Genomic DNA, 26119 nt, shown 5'->3' with positions numbered 1-26119 from the left:
CGATGTCGGACCACGAGCCCGCGGGAGACGACGAGCGGGGGGAGGTGCGCGTCGACGACCCCGGCCATCTCGCGGGCGTACCGGACGAGTTCCAGCGCCTGTGGACCCCGCACCGCATGGTCTACATCCAGAAGGGCCAGCAGCCGGACCGGGACGAGTGCCCGTTCTGCATCGCGCCGTCGATGTCGGACGAGGACGCGCTCATCGTCGCGCGGGGCGAGCACGCTTACGTCCTGCTCAATCTCTTCCCGTACAACAGCGGCCACCTGCTCGTCTGCCCGTATCGTCACATCGCGACCTACGACCTCGCGAGCCCCGATGAGGTCGCCGAGATCGGCTCCCTCACGCAGACCGCCATGCGGGTCGTGCGCGAGGTGTCGCGGAACGACGGCTACAACATCGGCATGAACCAGGGCCAGGTGGCGGGTGCCGGGATCGCCGAGCACCTGCACCAGCACATCGTGCCGAGGTGGGGGCAGGACGCGAACTTCCTGCCGATCATCGCGAAGACCAAGGCGCTGCCGCAGCTGCTGGGCGACGTGCGCGCATCCATCGCCGCAGCCTGGCCCGCACCCGCGGGCGAATAGGATAGGGACCACAATGACTGACACCAACACCACCGGACAGGTCGGCTCGAGCCGCGTCAAGCGCGGACTCGCGGAGATGCTCAAGGGCGGCGTCATCATGGACGTCGTCAACGCCGAGCAGGCGCGCATCGCGGAGGACGCGGGAGCGGTCGCCGTCATGGCGCTCGAGCGCGTGCCGGCCGACATCCGCTCGCAGGGCGGCGTCGCCCGCATGAGCGACCCCGACCTCATCGACCAGATCAAGGCCGAGGTGTCCATCCCCGTCATGGCGAAGGCCCGCATCGGCCACTTCGTCGAGGCGCAGGTCCTGCAGTCCCTCGAGGTCGACTACATCGACGAGTCCGAGGTGCTGAGCCCGGCCGACTACGTGAACCACATCGACAAGTGGGGCTTCACCGTGCCCTTCGTCTGCGGCGCCACCACGCTCGGCGAGGCGCTCCGCCGCATCACCGAGGGCGCGGCCATGATCCGCTCCAAGGGCGAGGCGGGCACGGGCGACGTCTCCGAGGCCACCAAGCACATCCGCACGATCAAGTCCGAGATCCGCGCGCTCAGCGCCCTCACGCACGACGAGATCTACGTCGCCGCGAAGGAGCTGCAGGCGCCGTACGACCTCGTGCTCGAGGTGTCCAAGACGGGCCAGCTGCCCGTCGTCCTCTTCACCGCGGGCGGCGTGGCCACCCCGGCCGACGCCGCGATGATGATGCAGCTCGGCGCCGACGGCGTGTTCGTCGGATCCGGCATCTTCAAGTCGGGCAACCCGGTCGCGCGCGCGAAGGCCGTCGTCACGGCCACGGCCCTGTTCAACGACCCCGACGCCATCGCCGAGGCGTCGCGCGGGCTGGGCGAGGCCATGGTCGGGATCAACGTCGCCGACGTCCCCGCCCCGCACCGCCTCGCCGAGCGTGGCTGGTAGCACCTCGGCTCCGCACGGCGACGGCCCTCTCGTGGGCGTCCTCGCGCTGCAGGGGGACGTCCGGGAGCACGTGCGCGTGCTCGAGGGCTTCGGCGCCCGGACGCAGCTGGTGCGCCAGCCGAAGGACCTGCCCGGCCTCTCCGGGCTCGTGATACCCGGCGGCGAGTCCACGGTGATGGACAAGCTGTCGCGGCAGTTCGGGATCGCGGAGCCGTTGCGCGCCGCCATCGACGACGGCCTGCCCGTCTACGGGACGTGCGCGGGGCTGATCATGCTGGCCGACGAGATCGTCGACGCGATCCACGACCAGCGCAGCATCGGCGGCCTCGACGTCTCCGTGCGGCGGAACGCGTTCGGATCCCAGACGGCGTCCTTCGAGGTCGACCTCGACGTGCCCGCGCTGGGGGACCCGCCCGTGCACGCCGTCTTCATCCGCGCACCCGTGGTCGCGTCGGTCGGGCCGGCGGCCTCGGCGCTCGCCTCGCTCGACGACGGCCGCGTCGTGGCCGTCCGGCAGGGCGCCCTCCTCGGCACCTCGTTCCACCCGGAGGTCACGGGCGACCTCCGGTTCCACCGCCTCTTCCTCGACATGGTCGAGGACGCGGGCCGCACCCTCTGACCACCCGCGTCCCTCGACGGGATGCGCTGATGGTCCATCATTGACAGCGAGCAGACGCCGCGTAAGGAGAACCACCCGTGTCCGGACATTCCAAGTGGGCGACCACGAAGCACAAGAAGGCGATCATCGACTCGCGGCGGGCCAAGTCGTTCGCGAAGCTGATCAAGAACATCGAGGTCGCGGCCAAGATCGGCGGCGCCGACATGTCCGGCAACCCGACCCTCGTCGACGCGGTGCAGAAGGCCAAGAAGACCAGCGTCCCGAACGACAACATCGACCGCGCCGTCAAGCGCGGGGCCGGGCTGCTCGGCGAGGTCGTCGACTACCAGACGATCATGTACGAGGGCTACGCCGCCAACGGCGTAGCGATGCTCGTCGAGTGCCTCACGGACAACAAGAACCGCGCGGCCGCCGAGGTCCGCACGGCCATGAGCCGCAACGGCGGCACGATGGCCGACCCGGGCAGCGTCGCCTACAACTTCCACCGCAAGGGCGTCATCGCGGTGCCGCACGTCGAGGCGCCGACCGAGGACGACGTGCTCGCGGCGGTCCTCGACGCGGGCGCCGAGGACGTGACCGACCACGGCGAGGTGTTCGAGATCCGCTGCGAGCCGTCCGACGTGGTCGCCGTGCGCCAGGCGCTGCAGGACGCGGGCATCGACTACGACTCCGCCGACGTGGAGTTCGTGCCGCAGGTCAAGGTCGAGGTCGACCTGGAGACCGCGCGCAAGGTGAACAAGCTCGTCGACGCCATGGAGGACCTGGACGACGTCCAGAACATCTACGTCAACAGCGACGTACCCGCCGACGTGCAGGCCGCGCTGGACGACGACGACGAGGAGTAGGACCCCATCGCCGGGGCGCGGGGGAGCGGCGCGGGTGGCAGCGGCCCGTCCGTGCGGATCCTCGGGATCGACCCCGGGCTGACGCGCTGCGGCGTCGGCGTGGTCGACGTCTACGCCGACCGCTCGGCCCGGCTCGTCGACGTGCAGGTCGTCCGCACCAGCCCGACGGCCGAGCTGCACCACCGGCTGCTCGCGGTCGGTGACGGCATCGAGGAGCTCGTCGACCGGCACCGGCCTTCCGTCGTCGCCATCGAGCGCGTGTTCGCGCAGGACAACCTCTCGACGGTGATGGGCGTCGCGCAGATCACGGGCGTGGCCCTCGTGGGCGCGGCCCGGCGCGGTCTCGACGTCGCGCTGCACACGCCGAGCGAGGTCAAGGCCGCCGTCACCGGGTACGGCCAGGCTGACAAGAGGCAGGTGGCGACGATGGTGGCGCGGATCCTCGGCCTTGACGAGCTGCCGACCCCCGCCGACGCGTCCGACGCCCTGGCCCTCGCGATCTGCGCCGGCTGGCGCGCGGGCATGTCCCGCGCCGGCATCGCCGGGACGCCGGCGCCGACGCCACGCGCGTCCGGCGCGGACGCGGCGTCGGGCGCGGGACCGACCGCGGCGCAGGCCGCGTGGCTCGCGGCCGAGCGTGCGCAGCGGGGTCGGCGCTAGCTCGTAGGGTTGGGGCGTGATCTCCTCCCTCCGTGGCACCGTGCTGTCCGTCTCCGGTCAGACCCTCCTGCTGGAGGTGCACGGGGTGGGCTACGGCGTCTCGGTGACGCCCCAGCACGCGCTCGAGCTGCGGCACGGATCCGAGGCCACCGTGCTCACCTCGCTGGTCGTCCGCGAGGACTCGCTCACGCTCTTCGGCTTCCCCGGGCCTGACGAGCTGCGGGCCTTCGAGCTGCTCTGCGGCGTCACGGGCGTCGGCCCCAAGTCGGCCCTCGCGGTGCTCGAGCACCTGGACCCGGAGGCCATGGCCCAGGCCGTCGCGGCCGAGGACGACGCCGCGTTCCGCCGCGTCTCCGGCATCGGACCGAAGACCGCCAAGCTCATCGTGCTGCAGCTCGCGGGGAAGCTGTTCGTCACGCAGCCGCGCAGCCGCTCGACGGGGTCCGCCGCCTCGACGGTCACGGCCGACGTCGTCACCGCCCTCATCGGCCTCGGCTGGTCCGAGCGCGTGGCTCGCACCGCGGTCGACGACGCCGCGGCCGCGGCTGCCGAGCAGGGCGCGCCGGCCGACATGCCCCGCCTGCTGCGCGTCGCGCTCGGCATGCTCGGGCCGCAGCAGCCCGCGGGCGCGACCCCGACCGGCCAGGCGGCCGACCGGTGAGCGGCCTCGAGCACGGCGACGCGTCCAGCCCCGTCCCGGAGTCCGACGCCGAGCTGGCGTTCGAGGGCGCGCTCCGCCCCCGATCGCTCTCCGAGTTCGTCGGCCAGGTCAAGGTGCGCGGCCAGCTGGAGCTGCTGCTCACGGCCGCGGCCATGCAGAACCGCTCGCCCGACCACATCCTGCTCGCGGGCCCTCCCGGGCTCGGCAAGACGACGCTCGCCATGATCGTCGCGGAGGAGAGCCGCCGACCCCTGCGGCTCACGAGCGGTCCCGCCATCCAGCACGCGGGCGATCTCGCGGCCGTGCTGTCCGCCTTGGTGCCGGGCGAGATCCTGTTCGTCGACGAGATCCACCGCATGGCGCGCTCGGCCGAGGAGATGCTGTACCTGGCGATGGAGGACTACCGCATCGACATCATGGTGGGCAAGGGCGCGGGGGCGACCTCAATCCCGCTCGAGCTGTCGCCGTTCACCCTGGTGGGCGCGACGACGCGCTCGGGGATGCTGCCGAGCCCCCTCCGCGACCGATTCGGCTTCACCGCGCACCTCGAGTTCTACGAGACGCACGAGCTCGAGCAGGTGATCGAGCGCGCCGCCCGCATGCTGCACCTGGAGATCGAGCACGAGGCGGTCACGGAGATCGCCGGTCGGTGCCGGGGGACTCCTCGCATCGCGAACCGCCTGCTCCGGCGGGTGCGCGACTACGCGCTCGTGCACGGCACGGAGGCGGGCCTCGAGTCCGTGCGTGCGGCGCTCGACCTCTACGACGTGGATCCGCTCGGCCTCGACCGCTTGGACCGCGCCGTCATGCGCGGCATCCTCACGCGCTTCGGCGGCGGGCCCGTCGGGCTCAACACCCTCGCCGTGTCGGTGGGGGAGGAGGCGGAGACGATCGAGTCGGTCGTCGAGCCGTTCCTCGTCCGCATCGGCCTGGTGACGCGGACGCCGAGGGGTCGCGTCGCGACGCCGGCCGCGTGGGAGCACTTCGGCCTCGAGGCCCCCGCGGCGCCGGGCGCTCCCGCCCGCGCATCGGGTGCGGCAGATGCCGCCGGGGCCCTCTTCGGCGATGAACTATGATTCAAGCTGGCCTCCCGCGGAACGTCGCCGGTTCGTCGTGTCCGTCACCTCCCAGCACCTGAAAGGCCCGTCCCGCATGGACCCGTTCACCCTCATCATGTTCGCCGTCCTGGCGCTGCTCATCTTCTTCATGTTCCGCAACAGCCGGAAGCGCCAGAAGGACCTCGCCGCGCTGCAGACGCAGATGGTCCCCGGTGCCGAGGTCATGACCGCGTCCGGCGTCTACGGCACGCTCGTCTCATTCGACGAGGAGAACAACCTCGCGTACCTCGAGGTCTCGCCCGGCACGGTGCTGAAGCTGCACCGCCAGACGATCGCCCGCGTCGTCGAGCCGACCGTCGCCGACGACGCGTCGGTCCTCGCGGATGACGCGCCCGCCGCCGACGTGGTCGACGAGACCGGCACGAGCGACGTCTCGCGCCGCGTCGATGACGGCGACGCCCCCACCGCGCGCTCCTGATCCCCCGGCGGGCGACCACCGGTCGCCCGCCCCTCCGGGCGGCACCCCGCCCGGACCCGAACACCCCTCCATCCGGAGCGCCGCGCGGATCCCGTCGGCCCACCGCGAAGAAAGTCGAGTGTCCAGGTGGCCAAGTCGCCCACACCGGTACGCAAGGCCAGGCGCAAGCTCATCTGGCTGCTGGTCATCATCGGCCTCCTGGCCGGAGGCAACGCCGCGAGCGTCGCGTTCAGCAACGGCTCATGGAGCCCGAAGCTCGCGCTCGACCTCGAGGGCGGCACGCAGATCATCCTCGCGCCGCAGCTCGACGGGGCCTCCTCCGGGCCCACGAGCGAGCAGCTCGCCCAGGCGGTCTCGATCATCCGCCAGCGCGTCGACGCGAGCGGCGTCTCCGAGGCGGAGATCACCACGCAGGGCGGCAGCAACATCGTCGTCAGCCTGCCCGGTGAGCCCGACGCGGCGACCATGCAGCGCCTGCAGTCCTCCGCCAAGCTCGAGCTGCGCCCCGTGCTCATCGGCGCGGCCGGCACGGCGTCGGTCGCCCCGACGCCCACGCCGACGCCCACCGATGGGTCGGCGCCCGCGGACGGCTCCACTCCCGCGGCCGAGACCCCGGCCGCAGAGGCCACCCCGGATCCCTCCACCCTCTCCGACGAGCCCACGGCCGAGCCCACGGGCCCGAGCGACGTCTCGTGGGTCACGCCGCGCCTCCAGGCGGAGTTCGCCGCCTACGACTGCGCGACCGCCCCCGAGAGCGACGGGCAGGCCGCCCCCGCCGACCGCGCGATCATCGCCTGCTCCGACGACGGTGCCGCGAAGTACGTCCTCGGCCCGGTCGAGGTCGACGGCAGCACCATCTCCGACGCGACGAGCGGCCTCCAGCAGTCGAGCCAGGGCGTCAGCACCGGCACGTGGTCGGTCAACCTGGTCTTCGACGGCGACGGCACGAAGCAGTTCGGCGACATGTCCACCCGCCTCATCACGCTCGAGTCGCCGCGCAACCAGTTCGCGTTCGTGCTCGACAACGAGGTCATCTCCGCCCCGGTCACGCAGGGCGTCGTCACCAACGGCAAGCCCTCCATCACGGGCAACTTCACGCAGGAGAGCGCCAAGGCGCTGGCGGACCAGCTCAAGTTCGGCGCCCTGCCGCTCAGCTTCACTCTGCAGAGCTCGGATGTCATCTCGGCCACGCTCGGATCCTCGCAGCTCACCAGCGGACTGATCGCGGGACTCATCGGCCTCGTGCTCGTGGTGCTCTACTCGCTCGTGCAGTACCGGGCGCTCGGCATGGTCACCATCGCCTCGCTCGTGATCGCCGCGGTGATCACCTACCTCCTCATCACGCTGCTCAGCTGGCGGGAGGGGTACCGGCTGTCGCTCGCCGGGGTGGCGGGGCTCATCGTGGCCATCGGCATCACAGCCGACTCGTTCATCGTCTACTTCGAGCGCATCAAGGACGAGCTGCGCGACGGCCGCGGCCTCGTCTCCTCGGTCGAGCAGGGATGGAAGCGCGCGTTGCGCACGATCATCGCGTCCGACACGGTCAACTTCCTCGCGGCGGCGGTGCTGTTCATCCTCGCCGTGGGCAACGTCAAGGGCTTCGCGCTCACGCTGGGGCTCACGACGATCATCGACCTCATCGTCGTCTCGCTCTTCACGCACCCGATCCTGCAGCTGCTCGCGAACCGGCGCTTCTTCGCGGAGGGCCACCGCATGAGCGGGCTCGACCCGCGGGCGCTCGGCGCGGTGTACCGGGGCCGCGCCACGTTCCGCACCCCCACGGCCACCACCGGACGCGGTGCCGCGGCGGCCAAGGAGGCGGCGCGCCGACAGACCATCGCCGAGCGCAAGGCCGCCCAGGGTCAGGCGACCGGATCCACGAAGACCGCGACGATCGACGCGCCGCGGGCCGACGACACGAGCAGGGACGACTGATGGCTGGCTTCTCCGAGTTCGGCAACGACCTCTACACGGGCAAGCGCTCGTTCGACATCGTCGGCCGCCGCCGTCTCTGGTACTCCATCGCGGCGATCTGCATCCTCATCTCCGTCCTGGGGCCGCTCGTGCGCGGCGGCTTCACGTTCGGCATCGAGTTCACGGGCGGATCCGAGTACACGGTGAGCGGGGTGCAGTCGCAGTCGCAGGACATCGCGAGCGACGCCGTCGCCACCGTGACCCCTGTGCCGGCGCGCGTGTCGTCGGTCGGGTCCGACGGCGTCCGCGTCCAGACCGACCAGCTCCAGCCCGCGGACAGCTCCGCCGTGCGGCAGGCGCTCGCGACGGCGTACGGCGTCGAGACGTCCAACGTGACCGAGTCCTTCATCGGGCCGTCCTGGGGACAGGACATCACCCGGCAGGCGCTCTGGGGCCTCGTGGTGTTCCTGGCGCTGGCCGCGGTCGTCATGTCGGTCTACTTCCGCACCTGGAAGATGTCCGTCGCGGCGATCATCGCGCTGCTGCACGACCTCGTCCTCACCGCCGGGATCTACGGCATCACGGGCTTCGAGGTCACCCCGGCCGCGGTCATCGGCTTCCTCACGATCCTCGGCTACTCCCTCTACGACACCGTCGTGGTGTTCGACAAGATCCGGGAGAACACCGCGGAGGACGGGCAGGAGTCGCGGCGCACGTTCGCGCAGTCGGTGAACCTCGCGGTCAACCAGACCCTGGTGCGGTCGATCAACACGTCGATCGTCGCCATCCTGCCCGTCGGGTCGATCCTCTTCATCGGCGCCGTCGTGCTCGGCGCCGGCACCCTGCGCGACATCGCGCTGTCGCTGTTCATCGGCATCATCGTCGGCACCTACTCGACGATCTTCATCGCGGCTCCCCTCTACGCGCACCTCCGTGAGGGCGAGCCGAAGGTGAAGCGCGGCGACGCTCTCGCGAAGTCGGCCGCGAGCCGCGCCCAGGCCGAGCGCGCCGCCGTGACGGTGGAGTCGTGACGAGCTCGCAGGGCGCGGGCGTCCCCGAGGACCTCGACGCCGCCACCGCCAAGGCCCGCACCACCACGGGTGAGTCCTGGCTCCTCGACGTGCGCGAGCCCGACGAGTGGGAGGCCGGCCACTCCGCCGTCGCCCACCACATCCCGATGGGCGAGCTCGAGGCGCGCGCGGGCGAGATCCCGACCGACCAGCACATCGCGGTCGTCTGCCGCTCCGGACACCGGTCGGCCATCGCGACCCAGGCCCTGCTGCGCGGCGGGTTCGCGGCCTCCAACATCACGGGCGGCATGCACGCATGGTCCGAGATGGGCGGCGACGTCGTCACCGACGACGGGCAGCCCGGCCGCATCGCCTGATCGGGGACGGCAAGTCGGGCGGCGTCGCTTGACGGAGACGGCCCCACGCCTACTTGGGTGACGTGCTCTTGGCCGCCCTCTGCGCGTCGCCGGACGCCCGTCCGTGGTCGGGAGCTCTCGGGCGCGGTGATAATTTGGTCACCAGCACACGCCTGGGAGGCTGAACGATGACGGAGACGACCTCGAGCACGGCTTCCCTCCGGCGCCTGGTGCCCCGCCTCTTCTCGCGGGCGCAGCCGGCCGGTGCCGTCGAGCAGCTCATCCGCACCGCGCGCCTGCACCACCCCAAGGCCGACATGAGCCTGATCGAGCGGGCCTACGCCGTCGCCGAGCGGGCGCACGAGGGCCAGAAGCGCAAGAGCGGCGAGCCGTACATCACCCACCCGGTCGCGGTCGCGCAGATCCTCGCGGACCTCGGCATCGGCCCCAAGACCCTCGCGGCTGCCCTCCTGCACGACACGGTCGAGGACACCGACTACACGCTCGACATGCTCCGCCACGACTTCGGCGACGAGATCGCGATGCTGGTCGACGGCGTGACCAAGCTCGACAAGCTGAAGTACGGCGACAGCGCGCAGGCCGAGACGGTGCGCAAGATGGTCGTCGCCATGTCCAAGGACATCCGGGTCCTCGTGGTCAAGCTGGCCGACCGCCTCCACAACGCGCGCACGTGGGGGTTCGTCGAATCCGCGTCCGCCGAGAGGAAGGCCAAGGAGACCCTCGAGATCTACGCGCCGCTCGCGCACCGCCTCGGCATATCGACCATCAAGTGGGAGCTCGAGGACCTCTCGTTCGCGGTGCTCTACCCGAAGATCTACGTCGAGATCGAGAACCTCGTCAAGCAGCGCACGCCGCAGCGCGAGGAGTTCGTCCAGCAGGTGATCGACAGCGTCAACGACGACCTCCGCGCCGCCAAGATCCGCGGCAAGGTGGCCGGCCGGCCCAAGCAGTACTACTCGATCTACCAGAAGATGGTCGTGCGCGGCCGCGAGTTCGACGAGATCTACGACCTCGTCGGGATCCGCGTGCTGGTCGACTCGCTGCGCGACTGCTACGCCGTGCTCGGCGCGATCCACGCCCGTTGGACCCCCGTGCCCGGGCGCTTCAAGGACTACATCGCCACACCCAAGTTCAACCTGTACCAGTCGCTGCACACGACGGTGATCGGGCCCAAGGGCCGCCCGGTCGAGATCCAGATCCGCACGCACGAGATGCACCAGCGCGCCGAGTTCGGCGTCGCGGCGCACTGGAAGTACAAGGAGCGCATGAACGGCGGGCGCACCCCCGAGGTGTCGCCGCAGGGGGACACCGACCTCGCCTGGCTCGCGCACATCTCCGACTGGCAGTCGGAGACCGCGGATCCGGGGGAGTTCCTCGACTCGCTGCGCTTCGAGATCGGCGCGAAGGAGGTCTACGTCTTCACCCCGCACGGCAAGGTGATCGGCCTGCCCGCCGGCGGGACGCCCGTGGACTTCGCCTACGCCGTGCACACGGACGTCGGCCACCGCACGATGGGCGCCAAGGTGAACGGGCGGCTCGTGCCGCTCGAGAACCCGCTCACCACGGGCGACGTGGTGGAGGTGTTCACGTCGAAGAACCCCGACAGCGGACCGAGCAAGGACTGGCTCGCGTTCGTGAAGAGCGCTCGCGCGCGCAACAAGATCAAGCAGTGGTTCACCAAGGAGCGCCGCGAGGAGGCGATCGAGCAGGGCAAGGACGCCATCGCCCGCGCCATGCGCAAGCAGAACCTCCCGCTGCAGAAGCTCATGAACCAGGACGCGTTCTCGGACGTGGCGCAGAGCATGAAGTACGACGACGTCGCGGCGCTCTACGCCGCCGTCGGCGAGGGTCACGTCTCGACCCAGTCGGTGATCGAGAAGGTGCTGTCGTCGATCCAGGGCGACAGCGGCGGCGAGGCCGAGGAGGTCTTCGCGGTCACGCAGCGTTCGCGGGTCTCGCGCAACAGCGACTCCGGGGTCCTCGTGCGTGGGGCGCCGGACATCCTGGTGAAGCTCGCGAAGTGCTGCACGCCCGTGCCCGGGGACGAGATCATCGGGTTCGTGACGCGCGGCGCGGGTGTCTCCGTCCACCAGGCCAACTGCCACAACGTGGACTCCCTGCGCGCGGAGCCCGATCGCATGATCGAGGTGGAGTGGGCGCCGTCGTCCAAGAGCCTGTTCCTGGTGCACATCCAGGTCGAGGCGCTCGACCGTTCCGGCCTCCTCAGCGACGTGACGCGCGTGCTGTCGGAGCACCACGTCAACATCCTGTCGGCGTCCGTCTCGACGTCGTCCAACCGGCTCGCGATCAGCCGCTTCGTGTTCGAGATGGGCGACGTCACGCATCTGGACCGCGTGCTCAACGCGGTGCGCCGCATCGACGCCGTGTACGACGTGTACCGGGTCAACGGGGGCTGACGGGACCCGCCCCCGGCCCGCGCTCCGCGTGGTCCGACGACGCCGCGCGCCGTGCCAGCGCATCGAGACGGACGAGCGCACGTCGCTTGTCGGGGAGTGCACCCGACGCGGCCAGGTGCTCCCTCGCCGCCGCGTCCGTCACACCGGGCAGCGCCAGCAGCCCGAGGCACGCGGCCTCGTGGGCCGGCGAGAAGTCGGCGACCGTGCGCGCGATGTCGCACAGCGTCCGCAGAGGCGTGGTGACGCGGAGGCCGGCCAGCACGACCGTGTCGCGCCCGTCGAGCACGACCTCGCGGATGCGCACGTTGCGCAGCGCCGGAGGATGGCAGCGCGCGACGCTGTCGACGCAGTACTCGTGCGTGCGCGGCGGGGTGCGGACGGTTCCGTGCACCCAGGCCGCCGTCGACCGCTCGGCGATGAGGCGCGAGGGGACCTGCGCAGCGAGCGCCGCGGCGCGGAGCCAGGGCGAGGCCAGCTCGTCGACGGGGGAGTAGCAGGCGTCGACCTCGTACACCTCGCCGTCGAGGCGGGCGGAGCAGAGCTCGGCGAGCGGGAGGTCGAGGACGGACAGGACGGGGGCGAGTCGGGGTGACATGGGCGCACCATGCCATCGGGGATGGGGCCACGGGCGACGGCCCGGGATCCTGTGGAGGATCCCGGGCCGTCGCCGCGCTGGAGGGGGCGGGCTAGGAGCCGAGGGCGTCCAGCCACACGCGGCGGGCGGCCAGGGCCTCCTCGGCGTCCTTGATGCGTCGCGCGTCCCCGTCGGCCTTGGCCGCGTCGAGCTCGCGCTGCAGCTTGTCGATGGCGGCGCCGAGCTGCGATGCGAGCCCCTCCGAGCGCGCCTTCGTCTCCGGGTTGTTCTTTCGCCAGAACTCCTCGTCCAGGGTGCGCACGTGCGTCTCGACCTTGCGCAGGCGGTCCTCGACGGTCTTGACGCTGTCCCGCGGCACGCGACCGATCGCGTCCCAGCGGAGCTGGACGGCGGTGAGCTTGTCACGAGCCGCCGTGCGCTCCGTGATCTGGAGGATGGGCTCGGCCTCGTCGAGGAGCGCGAGCTTGGCCTGGAGGTTGGCCTGCTGCTCCTCGTCGTCCGCCGCGTCGACCTCGGCCTTGGCGCCGTAGAGCACGTCGCCCGCCGCCTTGAACTGCGCCCACAGGGCGTCGTCGTAGCGCTTGCCCGCGCGTCCGGCGAGCTTCCACTCGTCGAGGAGACGGCGGTAGGCGGGGATGCCGGCGACGCCCTGCGGCTCGAGGGCGCGTGCCTGCTCGACGATCGCCTGCTTCTTCGAGCGGGCGTCCTTGTGCGCGTTGTCGAGCTCGGCGAAGAACGCCTTGCGCTCGGTGTCGATGGTCGAGCGCGCCGTGCGGAAGCGCTTCCAGAGCTCGTTGGCCTCGTTCTTGGGGAGGCGAGGCCCCGTCTGCTGATGCTGCTGCCACCGGCCGAAGAGCGCGTCGACCTCGGCCGTCAGCTGCTTCCACTGGACCTTCGAGAAGTCCTGGCTCGCGAGGCGCTCGGTCTCCTCGACGATGGCTGTGCGCTCGGCGATGGCGCCCTGCACCACCTGTCGCTGCTCCTCGCCCTGCTTCTCGGTGAGCTCGCCGACGGTGGCGGCGAGGACGTCGAGACGCGTGCGGAGCGCCGCGAGGTCGCCGACGGCGTTCGCGCCCTCCACGGCCTCGATGAGGTGCGCGACCGCCTTGGAGACGTCGGCGGCGGGAGCGCCGCGCTTGGCGCGCTGCTCCAGCAGCGTGACCTGCCCGGCGAGGTCCGTGAACTTGCGCTGGAAGTAGGCCAGCGCCTCCTCGGGGGTCCCGTCGGGGTACTGGCCGACGGCGCGTTCGCCGTCGCCCTCGCGCAGGAAGACGGTGCCCGTCTCGTCGACGCGGCCCCAGGGGGTCTGATCGTTGTCAGCCACGGATTCCACCTTGTTCGTAGGACCGGACGGACCGGTGCGGAGACGTGCACGTCAGCCTAGAGCACGGGCATCGAGCGGGTTCGCCGCGGGTGGCGGCGGGCTGACCTCTCGATCATGCCCCAGCGCACGTCGCGGTCGCTCGTGTGGCCGCGGATCGGACGCGGCTCGCAGGGGCCCGTGAGGACCGGCCGGCTCCTCGAGCCGTACCGGCCGTGCGCACGTGGGACAAGGCCTCGCGTCGGCGCTGCGGTCCGGGCTCAGGGCGTCGGCGTGGCGTCCGGCGTCGCAGGGGCGGGGGCGGGCGCGGTCGCGGGGGACGACGGCGATGACGAGGGAGCGGGTGCAGGCGCGGGGGCACCCGGCCCGGACTCGTAGGCGAGCTGCGCGCCGATCGCGAGCGCGGCGACGAGGACCACGGCGACGACCGCGCCCAGGTCGTCGCGACGGCGGCGTCGGACGGCGCGCGCGTGGAGCTCCTGGCGGGCCGCGTAGCGGCGGAGTCGGGCCTGCGCCTCACGGGCTGCGCGGTCGTTCTTCGGGGCCACGGCGTCCTCACGGTCGGTCCCGCCCGAGGCGGCGGTACGGGAACCATAGCCGGTCGCGCCTACCATCGAGATCATGACCGACACGCGACCGGGCCTCCGTTCGGGGGCGACGCCCCTGGCCGTCCGGATGCGTCCCCGCAGCCTCGACGAGGTCACCGGCCAGCGTCATCTCCTGACCCCCGGATCGCCCCTCGTGAGCCTCGCGTCGGACGTGGCGGGGGAGCAGGGCTCGGTCTCGATCATCCTGTGGGGCCCGCCCGGCACGGGCAAGACGACGCTCGCGCAGGCCATCGCGCACGGATCCAGCCGCCGCTTCGTCGAGCTGTCGGCCGTGACCGCCGGCGTCCGCGATGTGCGGCAGGTGATGGAGAAGGCGCTCAGCGACCGCGACCTCTTCGGCGTCTCGACCGTGCTCTTCCTCGACGAGATCCACCGCTTCACCAAGGCCCAGCAGGACGCGCTGCTGCCGGGCGTGGAGAACGGGTGGGTGATCCTCATCGCGGCCACCACCGAGAACCCGTCGTTCTCCGTCATCTCGCCGCTCCTCTCCCGGAGCCTCCTGCTGACGCTGGAGCAGCTCGACGACGACGACCTCGGCGTGCTCGTGGACCGCGCCGTGGCCGACGACCGGGGCCTCGGCGGCCGGTTCGCGCTCGACGACGACGCGCGGGCCATGATCATCCGGCTCGCCTCCGGCGACGCCCGGCGCGCGCTGACGGCGCTCGAGGCGGCGGCGGTGTCGGCGCAGGCGGACGCGTCGGGCAAGGCGCGCGCCGCGGCCGACGGGCAGGAGGACGAGGAGGACGACGAGGACGACGAGGACCAGGACGGCGTGGATCCCGAGCCCGCCGAGGATCCCGCGCCCATCCCCATCTCCACCGAGCAGGTCGCGCTGGCGGTCGACCGGGCCCTGCTGCGCTACGACCGCAACGGCGACGAGCACTACGACGTCATCAGCGCCTTCATCAAGTCGATCCGCGGGTCCGACGTCGACGCCGCGCTGCACTACCTCGCGCGGATGATCGAGGCGGGGGAGGACCCGCGCTTCATCGCCCGGCGGATCATCGTCTCGGCCTCGGAGGACATCGGGCTCGCCGACCCGCAGGCGCTCGTGGTCGCGGTCGCGGCCGCCGACGCGGTGCAGCTCATCGGCATGCCGGAGGGGCGGATCCCGCTGGCGCAGGCGGTCGTGCACCTCGCGACCGCGCCCAAGTCGAACGCCTCCTACCTCGGCATCGACCAGGCCATCGCGGACGTGCGCGCGGGCGCCTTCGGCCGCGTGCCCCTCCACCTCCGCGACGCGCACTACCCGGGCGCGAAGCGGCTCGGCCACGGCAAGGGCTACCGCTATCCCCATGACGCGGACATCGGCGTCGTGACGCAGCAGTACCTGCCGGACGAGCTCGTCGGACGCACCTACTACGCGCCCACGCAGCACGGGCACGAGCGGGACCTCTCGGCCCGGCTCGAGAAGCTGCGCCGCATCGTCCGCGGGGGCTGATCCCGGCGCGGCGCATCCCCGGGATCGCGCCGATCGCGTGCTACGCTTGCTGACGCCTAGATGGGGTGTCGCGTGCGGCTGCGTCGACATCCAGATCCAAGGGACACGTCCTGTAGCCGGACGACCCGTGGCGAATCCCTCTACTTCCGCAGGACCCGCATCAGCGGGATCGATCGTCGCGCGCCCATGCGTGTGCGCGGACGCCCTGCATCATCCGTAGTCAGAGACTTTCTCCCTGGAAGGAAAACGTGTCCACCAAGTCACGCACCCGCAGCAAGACCCGCCTCTCCCGCGCGCTGGGCATCCCGCTCACGCCGAAGGCGGCCAAGTACCTCGAGAAGCGCCCCTACGCGCCGGGCGAGCACGGCCGGTCCAAGCGCAAGCAGGACAGCGACTACGCCGTCCGCCTCCGCGAGAAGCAGCGTCTGCGCGCCCAGTACGGCATCCGCGAGGCCCAGCTCAAGATCGCCTTCCAGGAGGCGCGTCGCACCCAGGGCCTGACCGGTGAGAACCTCGTCGAGATCCTCGAGCAGCGCCTCGACGCGCTCGTCGTCCGCTCCGGCCTCGCGCGCACCACGGCGCAGGCCCGCCAGCTCGTCGTGCACCGCCACATCATGGTCGACGGCAAGATCGTCGACCGTCCCTCCTTCCGCGTGAAGGCCGGCCAGATGATCCACGTCAAGCCGCGCTCCGAGGGCACCGAGCCCTTCCAGGTCGCGGCCGCCGGCGGTCACGCCGACGTGCTGCCGAAGCTCCCCTCGTACCTCGAGGTCGAGCTCGACAAGCTGCAGGCCCGCCTCGTGCGCCTGCCGAAGCGCGCCGAGGTCCCCGTGACCTGCGAGGTCCAGCTGGTCGTCGAGTACTACGCGGCACGCTAGCCACACCGCTCCACCGTCCGCGAGGCGGGTCGCCCCATCACGGGGCGGCCCGCCTCGCGTCGTATCCGGCCGCGGTCGGCTCCGCGCCACCGCGGCCCGGGCGGCGCGGAGCCCGGCCGGTAGGATCGCCCTCGGCCCCGAAGGCCGCCAGCCCGTCGCGTCACCTCCCGGAAGGGGAGCAGCATGAAGAACCTCGTCCTCATCGTCGTGGGGGTCGTCATCGGCTTCGCGGTCGCCCACGTGGTCGACCGCACCCCCGCCGGGCACCGCCTGTTCCAGGACGTCGACGCCCGCGCCCGCCGGTTCGGCGAGTCCGTCGAGCACGGCTACCGTCGCCGCGAGGCCGAGCTGCGCTCCGCCGTGGGCGAGGCAGAGGACACCATCACCGAGCTCGGAAAGCAGTAGACCGCATGCAGACCGCAGACATCCGCAACGCCTGGCTGACGTACTTCGGCGACCGCGGGCACACCGTCGTGCCGTCCGCGTCGCTCGTGAGCGACGACCCGACCCTGCTGTTCACGGTGGCCGGCATGGTGCCGTTCGTGCCGTACCTCACGGGCGTCGTGCCCGCGCCGTTCCCGCGCGCGACGAGCGTGCAGAAGTGCATCCGCACCCTCGACATCGAGGAGGTCGGGCGCACGCCGCGCCACGGCACCTTCTTCCAGATGAACGGCAACTTCTCCTTCGGCGACTACTTCAAGGAGCAGGCGATCGCGTACGCGTGGGAGCTGCTCACGACGAGCGAGGCCGACGGCGGCCTCGGGTTCTCGCCCGACGACCTCTGGGTCACCGTCTACCACGAGGACGACGAGGCCAGGCAGGCGTGGAAGCGCATCGCGGGCCTGGCGGACGAGCGGATCCAGGGCCTCGGCCGCGACACGAACTACTGGCACACCGGCCAGCCCGGCCCGGCCGGACCCTGCTCCGAGATCTTCTTCGACCGCGGCCCGGCGTACGGCGCCGACGGCGGCCCGGCGACCGACGACGACCGCTACGTGGAGATCTGGAACCTCGTCTTCATGCAGTACCTGCGCGGGGCCGGCACGGGAAAGAGCGACTTCGAGATCCTCGGTGACCTGCCGAAGCGGAACATCGACACCGGCATGGGCCTCGAGCGCGTCGCGTTCCTCAAGCAGGGCGTCGAGAACATGTACGAGATCGACCAGGTGCGCCCCGTGCTCGACCGCGCCGCCGAGCTGTCAGGTCGTCGCTACGGCGCCGACCACGAGGACGACGTGCGCATGCGGATCGTCGCCGACCACGTGCGCTCCTCCCTCATGCTGATGTCGGACGGCGTCCGGCCGTCGAACGAGGGGCGCGGCTACATCCTGCGCCGCCTCATGCGCCGCACCGTGCGCGCGATGCGCCTGATGGGCGTGGACGCCGCGACCTTCGGCGAGCTGTTCCCCGCGTCGCGCGACGCGATGAAGGCCGCCTACCCCGAGGTGTCCGACGACTTCGACCGCATCTCGCGCCTGGCGTACGCGGAGGAGGAGACCTTCCTCCGCACGCTCTCCGGCGGCACGACGATCCTCGACGTCGCGGTCGGGGAGACCAAGGCGAAGGGCGGCGAGCGGATCGCGGGCGACACCGCATTCCTCCTGCACGACACCTTCGGCTTCCCCATCGACCTCACGCTCGAGATGGCGGAGGAGAACGGCCTCACGGTCGACCGCGAGGCGTTCGACCGGCTGATGCTGGAGCAGCGCACGCGCGCCAAGGCGGACGCCAAGAGCAAGAAGACGGCGCTGGCCGACCTCACCGTCTACAGCGAGTTCCGTGCGGCGGGCGAGACCCGCTTCACGGGCTACGACGAGCTGGAGACCGGGACCACGATCCTCGGCCTCATCGTCGGCGGCCACAGTGTCGACCACGCGGTCGCGGGCGACATCGCGGAGGTCATCCTCCCCGAGACGAGCCTGTACGCCGAGTCCGGCGGCCAGGAGGCCGACGCGGGCAGCATCGTCGGCCAGGGCTTCGACCTCGAGGTGCTCGACGTGCAGAAGCCCGTGAAGGGCCTCATCAGCCACCGCGTGCAGGTGCGCTCCGGCGAGGTGGGCGTGGGCGACGCCGCCACGACCGTCGTCGACGCCGACTGGCGCCGCGGCGCGACCCAGGCGCACTCGGGCACCCACCTCGTCCACGCCGCGCTCCGCCAGGTGCTCGGCCAGGACGCGCACCAGTCCGGGTCCTACAACCGGGCCGGCTACATGCGCCTCGACTTCGCGTGGAACCAGGCGCTCAGCCCCGAGACGCGCAGCGAGATCGAGGACATCGCGAACGGCGCGGTGCGCGACGACCTGCAGGTCGTGACGCGCGTCATGCCGATCGACGAGGCCAAGCAGCTGGGCGCCATGGCGCTGTTCGGCGAGAAGTACGGCGACACCGTGCGCGTGGTCGACATCGGCGGCCCGTGGTCGCGCGAGCTGTGCGCCGGCACGCACGTGTCCTCCAGCGCGCAGATCGGGCTCATCAACGTCGTGGGGGAGTCGTCGGTCGGATCCACGAACCGCCGCATCGAGTCGCTCGTCGGCCGCGAGGCGTTCCAGGACCTGGCCGTCGAGCGCGCCATCGTGTCGCAGCTCACCTCGAGCCTGAAGACGCCGCGCGAGCAGCTGCCCGACCGCATCGCCGACCTCATGCAGAACCTCAAGACCGCGGAGCGTCGCATCGCCGACTTCGAGGCGCAGGCGCTGCAGCAGCGCGTGCCGGCGCTCCTCGCGCAGGGATCGCGCGTCGGAGCCGTGACGCTCATCCAGGAGTCGCTCGGCAGCGTCCGCTCGGCCGACGAGGTGCGCCAGCTCGTGACGCTCGTGCGCGAGCGTGCGGGATCCGAGCCCGTCGTGGTCGCCCTCGCGGGCGACGCGGGCGGCAAGCCGACCGTCATCGTGGCCACCAACCAGGCCGCGCGCGACGCGGGTGCCAAGGCCGGGCAGCTCGCCCGGGCGGCGGCCGCGGTGCTCGGGGGCGGCGGAGGCGGCAAGGACGACCTCGCGCAGGGTGGCGGATCCGACGTCTCGGCCATCGGCGACGCGCTGACCGCGGTGCGTCAGGCGCTCGACTCCTGATGCGGATCGGATCCCGGCTCGCGGTCGACGTGGGGAAGGCCCGGATCGGCCTCGCCCGGTCGGATCCGCACGGGCTGATCGCGACGCCCGTCGAGACCGTGCCGCGCGACGCGGCCGGCTCGGCGGACGTGCGGAGGATCCTCGCGGTGGCGGCCGAGATCGACTGCGCGGAGCTCCTCGTGGGCCTCCCGCTCGCGCTTTCCGGCCGGGCGACGGCATCCACGGACGACGCGGAGGGATTCGCCCGGCGGCTCGCGGACGCGACGGAGATCCCCGTGCGGCTGGTCGACGAGCGCCTCTCGACGGTCTCCGCCCAGGGCGCCCTGCGCGCCTCGGGCAGAGGCTCCCGTAAGCAGAAGCCGGTGATCGACCAGGTGGCGGCCGTTATAATCCTTCAACACGCGCTCGAGACCGAGCGCGCCGCCGGCTCCCCACCCGGTGATCTCGTCCCGAGGAACCGAGTCGATCCTGACCGACACGCCTGAGAACGATCCCACCCGACGCGCCACGGCGGCCGCGGGCGGAGGCGGCGACCCCTTCGAGAGCCTGTTCGGCGAGAAGGCGGCGGCACCCGGACGTCCGTCGTCCCCCCTGGCGCCGCGCGGCGAGGGACCGGGCATCGGCACCGGCGCGCCCATGACGCGCCGGGAGCTCCGTGCCCTGCGCGAGGCGGCCGAGGCGCAGGCAGCGGCCCCCGTTCCCGCTCCGGACGGCGCGCCCTCATCCGCGGCGGCCGACGAGCGTCCCGCCGCGCGGGAGACGTCACCCCGGACCCCCGCGCCGCGTCCCGCCGTCGAGGAGCGCCCGCGCGCCGGCGTGGCAGCCGACGTGGCAGCCGCCGCGGCGACCTCCGCAGCGTCGGCCGCCGGCGACGTCTCCACGGCGTCCGCGTCCGCTGCCGGCATCGCAGCCACCACCACGCCCACCCGCACGACGCGGGGCGGTGCACGTCGGACTCCGCCGCCCGCGGCGGCTCCCGTCGCCCCGAAGCCCAAGCGGCGCCACCCCAGGTGGCCGTACGTCGTGCTCCTGCTCGTCGCGCTGTTCGGCGGCGCGGCCGTCATCGCGACGTCGCTGTTCGGCCCGGTCGTGTCGGCCCTGATGACGCCCGCCGAGCCGACCGACTACGACGGCGACGGATCCGGGGAGGTGCAGGTGGTCGTCAAGACGGGCGACACCGGCAGCACCATCGGGGACACGCTCGCCTCGCAGGACGTCGTGAAGACGTCGAAGGCGTTCTACCGGGCCGTCGTCGCGTCCGGAGGCGAGGTCGTGTTCCAGCCGGGCACGTACACGCTGCGGAAGCAGATGAGCGCGGCGTCCGCGCTCGCGATGCTGCAGGATCCCTCCAGCCAGGTCCAGGCCAAGGTCACCATCCCCGAGGGCCAGACCGCCGCGCAGGCGTTCGAGCTCATCGCGGAGGGCACGGGCACGCCCGTCGCCGACCTCGAGGCCGCCGCGTCGGATCGCGCCGCGCTCGGCATCCCCGCGGAGGCGCCGAACATCGAGGGCTACCTCTTCCCGGCCACGTACGACTTCCCGCCCGGCACCTCCGCGACGGACATGGTGAAGGCGATGGTGAGCCGCACCTTCCAGGCGCTCGACCAGGCCGGCGTCGCTCCCGCCGACCGGCACCGCGTGCTCACGCTCGCCGCGCTCATCCAGAAGGAGGCCCGCTTCGAGGGGGACTTCTACAAGGTGTCGCGGGTCTTCCAGAACCGCATCGCGATCGGCATGCCGCTGCAGTCGGACGCGACGGTCGCCTACGGCGCGAACTCGGTCGGCCGCGTGACGACCACCGACGCCGAGCGCGCCGACGACAACCCGTGGAACACCTACGTGCACCCGGGCCTGCCGATCGGCCCCATCTCCAACCCGGGTGACCTCGCGATCAAGGCCGCGCTGGCGCCCGCCGACGGCCCGTGGCTGTACTTCGTCACCGTCAACACCATCACGGGCGACACCGTCTTCTCGCAGACGTACGAGGAGCACGAGAAGGCCGTCGCGCAGTGGCAGCAGTTCATGAAGGACAACCCGGGCAATGGCTGATCCGCGGACGCCGGCCGTGCGGCTGGCGGTCCTCGGCAGCCCCATCGCGCACTCGCTGTCGCCGCGGCTGCACGCCGCGGCGTACGCGGTGCTCGGTCTCGACTGGGTGTACGAGGCGGTGGAGTGCACGGGGGCGGACCTCGGCGCGTTCGTTGCGGGTCTCGGATCCGACTGGCGCGGCCTCTCGCTCACCATGCCGCTCAAGCGCGACGTGCTGCCGCTCCTCGACCTGATCGACGACACGGCCCGGTTGGCGGGCGCGGCCAACACGCTGCTCCTCGAGCGCGACGCGGCGGGGGTCGTCGTCCGGCGGGGCGCGAACACGGACGTCGCGGGCATCGTGCGGGCGCTCGGGGCGGCCGGCGTCGAGCGCGCAGGGCGCGCCGTGGTGCTGGGCGCCGGATCCACCGCGCGCTCGTCCGTCGTCGCGCTGGCCCGCTTGGGCGCGCACGAGGTCGTCGTCGCGGCCCGCCGGCAGGAGCAGGGGCGGGAGCTCGCCCCGCTGGCCGACGAGCTGGGCGTCGCGCTCGTGACCACCCCGCTCGACGCGGCGGTGGACGCGCTCCGCGACGCCGACACCGTGGTCAGCACCCTGCCGGGCGATGCCGCCGCTGCCGTGCCGCTGCCCGGCAGGCTGTCCGGGGCGAGCGTGCTCCTCGACGTGACGTACGCGCCGTGGCCCACCGGGATCGCGTCGGCGTGGGAGCGGGCAGGCGGCCGCGTCGTGCCGGGGATCGACATGCTCGTGCACCAGGCGCTCGACCAGGTGCGGCTGTTCGTCGCGGGGGACGCGGGACGGCCGCTGCCTGGCGAGGAGCGCGTGCTGGCGGCGATGCTCGCGAGCGTCGGCCGCGATCCGCTGAGGCCCTGGACCGGCGCCTGACCCGCGGGTCGGCGGCTGCCGCTGTGGGAGGATGGGGACATGCTGCGTTGGCTCACCGCCGGGGAATCCCACGGCCCCGAACTCATCGCCGTCCTGGAGGGGCTGCCCGCGGGCGTGCCCGTCAGCCTCGACGGCATCCGCGCCGACCTCGCCCGTCGCAAGCTCGGCTACGGCCGCGGCGCGCGCATGGCGTTCGAGCAGGACGAGCTGAGCCTCTCCACCGGGGTGGTCCACGGGCGCACGCTCGGCAGCCCCATCGCGGTGCGGATCGGCAACACGGAGTGGCCCAAGTGGGTCGACGTCATGAGCCCCAAGCCGGTGGATCCGGAGAAGCTGCGGGGCGCGCGCGCCGCGGCCCTCACGCGTCCCCGCCCGGGCCACGCCGACCTCGTGGGCATGCAGAAGTACGACTTCGACGAGGCGCGTCCCATCCTCGAGCGGGCGAGCGCCCGCGAGACCGCGGCCCGCGTCGCGCTCGGCGCAGTGGCGCGCGCGTTCCTCGCCGAGCTCGGGATCACGCTCGTCAGCCACACGCTCGCCATCGGCCCCGTCCGCGTGCCCGAGGGCGCGCCGCTGCCGACGCCCGCCGACGTGGACGCGCTGGACGCGGATCCGCTGCGCTGCTTCCACCCCGAGACCAGCGCCCGCATGGTCGCCGAGGTCGACGACACGAAGTCCAGCGGCGACACGGTCGGCGGCGTCGTCGAGGTCCTCGCCTACGACCTGCCGCCCGGCCTCGGCTCGCATGTGCACTGGGACCGCCGCCTCGACTCCAAGCTCGCGGCCGCGCTCATGGGCATCCAGGCGATCAAGGGCGTCGAGGTCGGGGACGGCTTCCTCACCACCACGCGTCGCGGATCCGAGGCGCACGACGAGCTCTTCTCCACGGCCGCGGGCATCGGCCGGTCCACGGACCGCGCGGGCGGCACCGAGGGCGGCATGTCGACCGGCACGGTCCTGCGCGTCCGCGCCGGCATGAAGCCCATCGCGACCGTGCCGCGCGCGCTCCGCACCATCGACACGGCCACGGGTGGCGCGGCCCCCGCGAACCACCAGCGCTCCGACGTGTGCGCGGTGCCCGCAGCGGGCGTCGTCGCCGAGGCCATGGTCGCGCTCACGCTCGCCGACGCCGTGCTGGAGAAGTTCGGCGGCGACTCCGTGGGCGAGACCCTGCGCAACCTCCGCGGCTACCTCGACGCGATCCCCGAGGGCCGCCGCACCGGCGCCGACCTCGTGGACGAGGCGGACGCCGCGCCGCCGGCGGCACCCGAGGCCTGAGCGTGCCGGTCGTCCTGATCGGCCCGCCCGGCGCGGGCAAGACCACGGTCGGCCGGCGCGTGGCGAAGGCCCTGGGGCTGCCGTTCACCGACACGGACCGCGCGATCGTGCAGGCCCACGGATCCATCGCCGACATCTTCCGCGAGCACGGGGAGCCGCGGTTCCGCGAGCTCGAGCGCGCCCAGGTCGCCGCCGCGCTCGCGGAGGACGGCGTCGTCTCGCTCGGCGGGGGAGCCGTCCTCGACCCCGCGACGCGCGCCGATCTGGCGGCTTGCCGGGTCGTGCTCCTCACCGTGAGCGAGCACGCCGTGCGCTCCCGGATCCGCGGCAACGACCGCCCGCTCGTCGACGGCCTCGAGAGCTGGCGTCGAATCGTCGCCGACCGCGAGGAGCTGTACCGCTCGCTCGCCGACCTGACCATCGACACCTCCGACCGCCCGCTCCCGCGCATCGCCCGCGAGATCGAGCGCTTCGCCCGGGAGAGGCAGCAATGACCGAACCGACCCCCACCGACACCGACACCGACACCGACGCCACCGACGCCACCGCGCAGAGCGCCGCCGTCGAGCCCGACGCGCCCACCGTGATCCGCGTCTCCGGCACCCCCGGCTACGACGTCACCGTGGGCCGCGGCCTCGTCCAGGGCGTGGGCGCGCTGCTCGGCCCGCGCGTGCGCAAGGTGCTCATCGTGCACGCGCCAGCCCTCGCCGAGGAGGCGTCCCGGCTGCGCGAGCGCCTGCAGGGCGACGTCGAGGTGTACCTCGCGGAGGTGCCCGACGCCGAGGGCGCCAAGCGCGTGGAGGTCGCGGCGTTCTGCTGGAAGATCATGGGCACCACCGACTTCACGCGCTCGGACGCCGTCATCACGCTCGGCGGCGGCGCCACCACAGACCTCGGCGGCTTCGTCGCGGCGACGTGGCTGCGCGGCGTGATGCTCATCCAGATCCCCACGACCGTCCTCGCCATGGTCGACGCGGCCGTGGGCGGCAAGACCGGCATCAACACGTCCGAGGGCAAGAACCTCGTGGGTGCCTTCTACGCGCCGACCGCCGTGATCGTCGACCTCGACCTGCTCGCCACCCTGCCGCGGAACGAGCTCGTCACCGGTTTCGCGGAGATCGTGAAGGCCGGCTTCATCGCCGTGCCCGAGATCCTCGACATCATCGAGCGGGACGTGGCGCGCGTCACCGATCCCACGAGCCCGGAGTTCCGCCGGGTCGTGGAGCTGTCCATCGCGATGAAGGCCGAGGTCGTGGGGGAGGACTTCACCGAGAAGGGCCGCCGCGAGATCCTCAACTACGGTCACACGCTCGGCCACGCCATCGAGCACGCGGAGCGCTACCGCTGGCGGCACGGCGCGGCCGTCGCGGTCGGCATGGTCTTCGCGGCCGAGCTCTCTCGCCTCACCCGCTCGCTGTCCGACGAGGCCGTCGACCGGCACCGGCGGATCCTCGACTCGCTCGACCTGCCCACCAGCTACCCCGTCGGCCGCTGGCCCACGCTCGTCGCGAGCATGAAGCGCGACAAGAAGGCGCGCGGCGACATGATGCGGTTCATCGTGCTCGACGGCGTGGGCCGCGCGAGCGTGCTCAACGGGCCCGAGGAGGCGCTGCTGTTCGCGGCGTACCAGGAGATCGGCTCGTGACGGATCCCGCGCATCCCGACGCGCCCGTCCGGCCCGTCGCGCTGATCACGGGCGTCGGCCGGGTCGCGGGGCTCGGCGCGGCCATCGCCGAGGACCTCGCGCTCGGCGGCTGGGACGTCGCCTTCTCGTACTGGTCGGCGTACGACTCCCGCATGCCGTGGGGCCGCCAGCCGGAGGACCCCGCCCGCGTCGCCGAGGCGGTCGAGGGCGCCGGCGGCCGGGCGCACGCGATCGAGGCCGACCTCATGGACACCGGTGCCCCCGAGCGGATCCTCGACGAGGTCGAGCGCGAGCTGGGCCCGATCACGGGCCTGGTCCTCAGTCACGCCGAGTCGGTCGACAGCGGCCTCCTCGACACCACCGTCGAGAGCCTCGACCGCCACCTCGCCGTGAACGTGCGGGCCTCGCTGCAGCTCATCCAGGGCTTCGCGCGGCGGTACCGGGCCGAGCCCGGCGCCGGCCGCATCGTCGCGCTCACGAGCGACCACGTCGTCGGCAACGTGCCGTACGGCGCCAGCAAGGCGGCGCTCGACCGCATCGTCATCGCGGCCGCGCGGGAGCTCGAGCACGTGCGCGTCACCGCCAACCTCGTGGATCCCGGGCGCACCGACACGGGCTGGTTCACGCCCGAGCTGCGCGAGGGACTCCGGCAGGCCACGCCCCGCGGGCGCCTGGCCGAACCGCGCGACGCCGCGGCGCTCGTGTGCTTCCTGCTCTCGGCGGAGGGCGGCTGGATCAACGGCCAGCGCATCCGCTCCGACGGCGGCCAGAGCGTCGGCTGAGCGGGCCCGGGCCGCGCCCTAGGCTGGTG

Annotated in this window: 26 protein-coding genes; 23 read left to right on the top strand and 3 right to left on the bottom strand. The window is 72.4% G+C overall.

Annotated elements, in window-relative coordinates:
* The first annotated feature begins 2 nt into the window (after window positions 1-2).
* The 12 genes from FGD68_RS11540 to FGD68_RS11485 all read left to right on the top strand — a co-directional run bounded on the left by FGD68_RS11540 (window position 3) and on the right by FGD68_RS11485 (window position 11542).
* Window positions 3-587, top strand: coding sequence for an HIT family protein (locus FGD68_RS11540; RefSeq protein WP_050976305.1), 585 nt, complete (start codon window positions 3-5; stop codon window positions 585-587).
* 13 nt (window positions 588-600) lie between these two features.
* Window positions 601-1503 (top strand): pyridoxal 5'-phosphate synthase lyase subunit PdxS, encoded by a 903-nt coding sequence (pdxS, locus tag FGD68_RS11535; protein WP_119372785.1) that lies wholly within the window; start codon window positions 601-603, stop codon window positions 1501-1503.
* On the top strand, window positions 1493-2122 hold the full coding sequence (gene pdxT, locus FGD68_RS11530) for a pyridoxal 5'-phosphate synthase glutaminase subunit PdxT (RefSeq protein ID WP_119372784.1): 630 nt from the start codon (window positions 1493-1495) through the stop codon (window positions 2120-2122). Before pdxS ends, pdxT begins: the two co-directional genes overlap by 11 nt.
* 77 nt (window positions 2123-2199) lie before the next feature.
* The gene (locus FGD68_RS11525) at window positions 2200-2967 is read left to right on the top strand and encodes a YebC/PmpR family DNA-binding transcriptional regulator (RefSeq protein WP_119372783.1); all 768 of its coding nucleotides are present in this window, start codon (window positions 2200-2202) and stop codon (window positions 2965-2967) included.
* A gap of 51 nt (window positions 2968-3018) precedes the next feature.
* Entirely contained in the window at window positions 3019-3627 is a 609-nt protein-coding gene (gene ruvC, locus FGD68_RS11520) for a crossover junction endodeoxyribonuclease RuvC (protein ID WP_237609461.1), read from the top strand.
* A gap of 16 nt (window positions 3628-3643) precedes the next feature.
* A complete protein-coding gene (gene ruvA / locus FGD68_RS11515) occupies window positions 3644-4288 on the top strand; it encodes a Holliday junction branch migration protein RuvA (protein WP_237609460.1) in 645 nt (214 codons plus the stop codon).
* Window positions 4285-5364, top strand: coding sequence for a Holliday junction branch migration DNA helicase RuvB (gene ruvB / locus FGD68_RS11510; RefSeq protein WP_119372830.1), 1080 nt, complete (start codon window positions 4285-4287; stop codon window positions 5362-5364). The genes ruvA and ruvB overlap by 4 nt, the downstream gene beginning before the upstream one ends.
* A 76-nt stretch (window positions 5365-5440) precedes the next feature.
* On the top strand, window positions 5441-5824 hold the full coding sequence (gene yajC, locus FGD68_RS11505; protein ID WP_237609459.1) for a preprotein translocase subunit YajC: 384 nt from the start codon (window positions 5441-5443) through the stop codon (window positions 5822-5824).
* Between the two features lie 126 nt (window positions 5825-5950).
* Window positions 5951-7759: a protein translocase subunit SecD gene (secD, locus tag FGD68_RS11500; RefSeq protein WP_104234821.1), complete on the top strand. Its 1809-nt coding sequence runs from the start codon at window positions 5951-5953 to the stop codon at window positions 7757-7759.
* On the top strand, window positions 7759-8769 hold the full coding sequence (secF, locus tag FGD68_RS11495) for a protein translocase subunit SecF (protein WP_104234820.1): 1011 nt from the start codon (window positions 7759-7761) through the stop codon (window positions 8767-8769). The genes secD and secF overlap by 1 nt, the downstream gene beginning before the upstream one ends.
* Window positions 8766-9125, top strand: a complete 360-nt coding sequence (locus FGD68_RS11490; protein WP_104234819.1) for a rhodanese-like domain-containing protein — start codon at window positions 8766-8768, stop codon at window positions 9123-9125. The genes secF and FGD68_RS11490 overlap by 4 nt, the downstream gene beginning before the upstream one ends.
* 167 nt (window positions 9126-9292) lie before the next feature.
* Window positions 9293-11542, top strand: a complete 2250-nt coding sequence (locus FGD68_RS11485) for a RelA/SpoT family protein (protein ID WP_104234818.1) — start codon at window positions 9293-9295, stop codon at window positions 11540-11542.
* Here FGD68_RS11485 and FGD68_RS11480 read toward each other — a convergent pair.
* The 3 genes from FGD68_RS11480 to FGD68_RS11470 form a co-directional block, all read right to left on the bottom strand.
* Window positions 11529-12137 carry a type IV toxin-antitoxin system AbiEi family antitoxin gene (locus FGD68_RS11480; RefSeq protein WP_119372831.1) on the bottom strand — a complete coding sequence of 203 codons (609 nt, stop codon included), beginning with the start codon at window positions 12135-12137 and terminating at the stop codon, window positions 11529-11531. The genes FGD68_RS11485 and FGD68_RS11480 overlap by 14 nt on opposite strands.
* 91 nt (window positions 12138-12228) lie before the next feature.
* Window positions 12229-13461: a DUF349 domain-containing protein gene (locus FGD68_RS11475; protein WP_104234912.1), complete on the bottom strand. Its 1233-nt coding sequence runs from the start codon at window positions 13459-13461 to the stop codon at window positions 12229-12231.
* A 257-nt stretch (window positions 13462-13718) separates the two neighbouring features.
* Window positions 13719-14006 carry a dioxygenase gene (locus FGD68_RS11470; RefSeq protein ID WP_119372833.1) on the bottom strand — a complete coding sequence of 96 codons (288 nt, stop codon included), beginning with the start codon at window positions 14004-14006 and terminating at the stop codon, window positions 13719-13721.
* Window positions 14007-14079: 73 nt separating this feature from the next.
* Between FGD68_RS11470 and FGD68_RS11465 the strand changes: the two genes are divergently transcribed.
* From FGD68_RS11465 to FGD68_RS11415, 11 genes are all read left to right on the top strand, one after another.
* Window positions 14080-15507 (top strand): replication-associated recombination protein A, encoded by a 1428-nt coding sequence (locus FGD68_RS11465; protein WP_237609458.1) that lies wholly within the window; start codon window positions 14080-14082, stop codon window positions 15505-15507.
* Between the two features lie 248 nt (window positions 15508-15755).
* Window positions 15756-16385, top strand: a complete 630-nt coding sequence (gene rpsD, locus FGD68_RS11460) for a 30S ribosomal protein S4 (protein WP_012038492.1) — start codon at window positions 15756-15758, stop codon at window positions 16383-16385.
* A gap of 183 nt (window positions 16386-16568) precedes the next feature.
* The gene (locus tag FGD68_RS11455; RefSeq protein WP_012038491.1) at window positions 16569-16790 is read left to right on the top strand and encodes a hypothetical protein; all 222 of its coding nucleotides are present in this window, start codon (window positions 16569-16571) and stop codon (window positions 16788-16790) included.
* A 5-nt stretch (window positions 16791-16795) separates the two neighbouring features.
* Window positions 16796-19453, top strand: coding sequence for an alanine--tRNA ligase (gene alaS / locus FGD68_RS11450; RefSeq protein ID WP_119373319.1), 2658 nt, complete (start codon window positions 16796-16798; stop codon window positions 19451-19453).
* Window positions 19453-19938 carry a Holliday junction resolvase RuvX gene (gene ruvX, locus FGD68_RS11445; RefSeq protein ID WP_119373318.1) on the top strand — a complete coding sequence of 162 codons (486 nt, stop codon included), beginning with the start codon at window positions 19453-19455 and terminating at the stop codon, window positions 19936-19938. Before alaS ends, ruvX begins: the two co-directional genes overlap by 1 nt.
* Complete coding sequence (mltG, locus tag FGD68_RS11440) at window positions 19892-21502, top strand: endolytic transglycosylase MltG (protein WP_237609457.1); 1611 nt, start codon at window positions 19892-19894, stop codon at window positions 21500-21502. The genes ruvX and mltG overlap by 47 nt, the downstream gene beginning before the upstream one ends.
* Window positions 21495-22385, top strand: coding sequence for a shikimate dehydrogenase (locus FGD68_RS11435; RefSeq protein WP_237609456.1), 891 nt, complete (start codon window positions 21495-21497; stop codon window positions 22383-22385). Before mltG ends, FGD68_RS11435 begins: the two co-directional genes overlap by 8 nt.
* 39 nt (window positions 22386-22424) lie before the next feature.
* Window positions 22425-23663 (top strand): chorismate synthase, encoded by a 1239-nt coding sequence (gene aroC / locus FGD68_RS11430; protein ID WP_119373272.1) that lies wholly within the window; start codon window positions 22425-22427, stop codon window positions 23661-23663.
* Between the two features lie 2 nt (window positions 23664-23665).
* Window positions 23666-24157 carry a shikimate kinase gene (locus FGD68_RS11425; protein ID WP_119373271.1) on the top strand — a complete coding sequence of 164 codons (492 nt, stop codon included), beginning with the start codon at window positions 23666-23668 and terminating at the stop codon, window positions 24155-24157.
* Entirely contained in the window at window positions 24154-25308 is a 1155-nt protein-coding gene (gene aroB / locus FGD68_RS11420; RefSeq protein WP_182480933.1) for a 3-dehydroquinate synthase, read from the top strand. The genes FGD68_RS11425 and aroB overlap by 4 nt, the downstream gene beginning before the upstream one ends.
* Window positions 25305-26090 carry an SDR family oxidoreductase gene (locus FGD68_RS11415; protein ID WP_119373270.1) on the top strand — a complete coding sequence of 262 codons (786 nt, stop codon included), beginning with the start codon at window positions 25305-25307 and terminating at the stop codon, window positions 26088-26090. The genes aroB and FGD68_RS11415 overlap by 4 nt, the downstream gene beginning before the upstream one ends.
* Window positions 26091-26119: the final 29 nt, after the last annotated feature.

It is taken from the genome of Clavibacter californiensis (assembly GCF_021952865.1).
Lineage (GTDB): Bacteria > Actinomycetota > Actinomycetes > Actinomycetales > Microbacteriaceae > Clavibacter > Clavibacter californiensis.
This window is presented reverse-complemented; position numbering and strand designations above follow the sequence as displayed.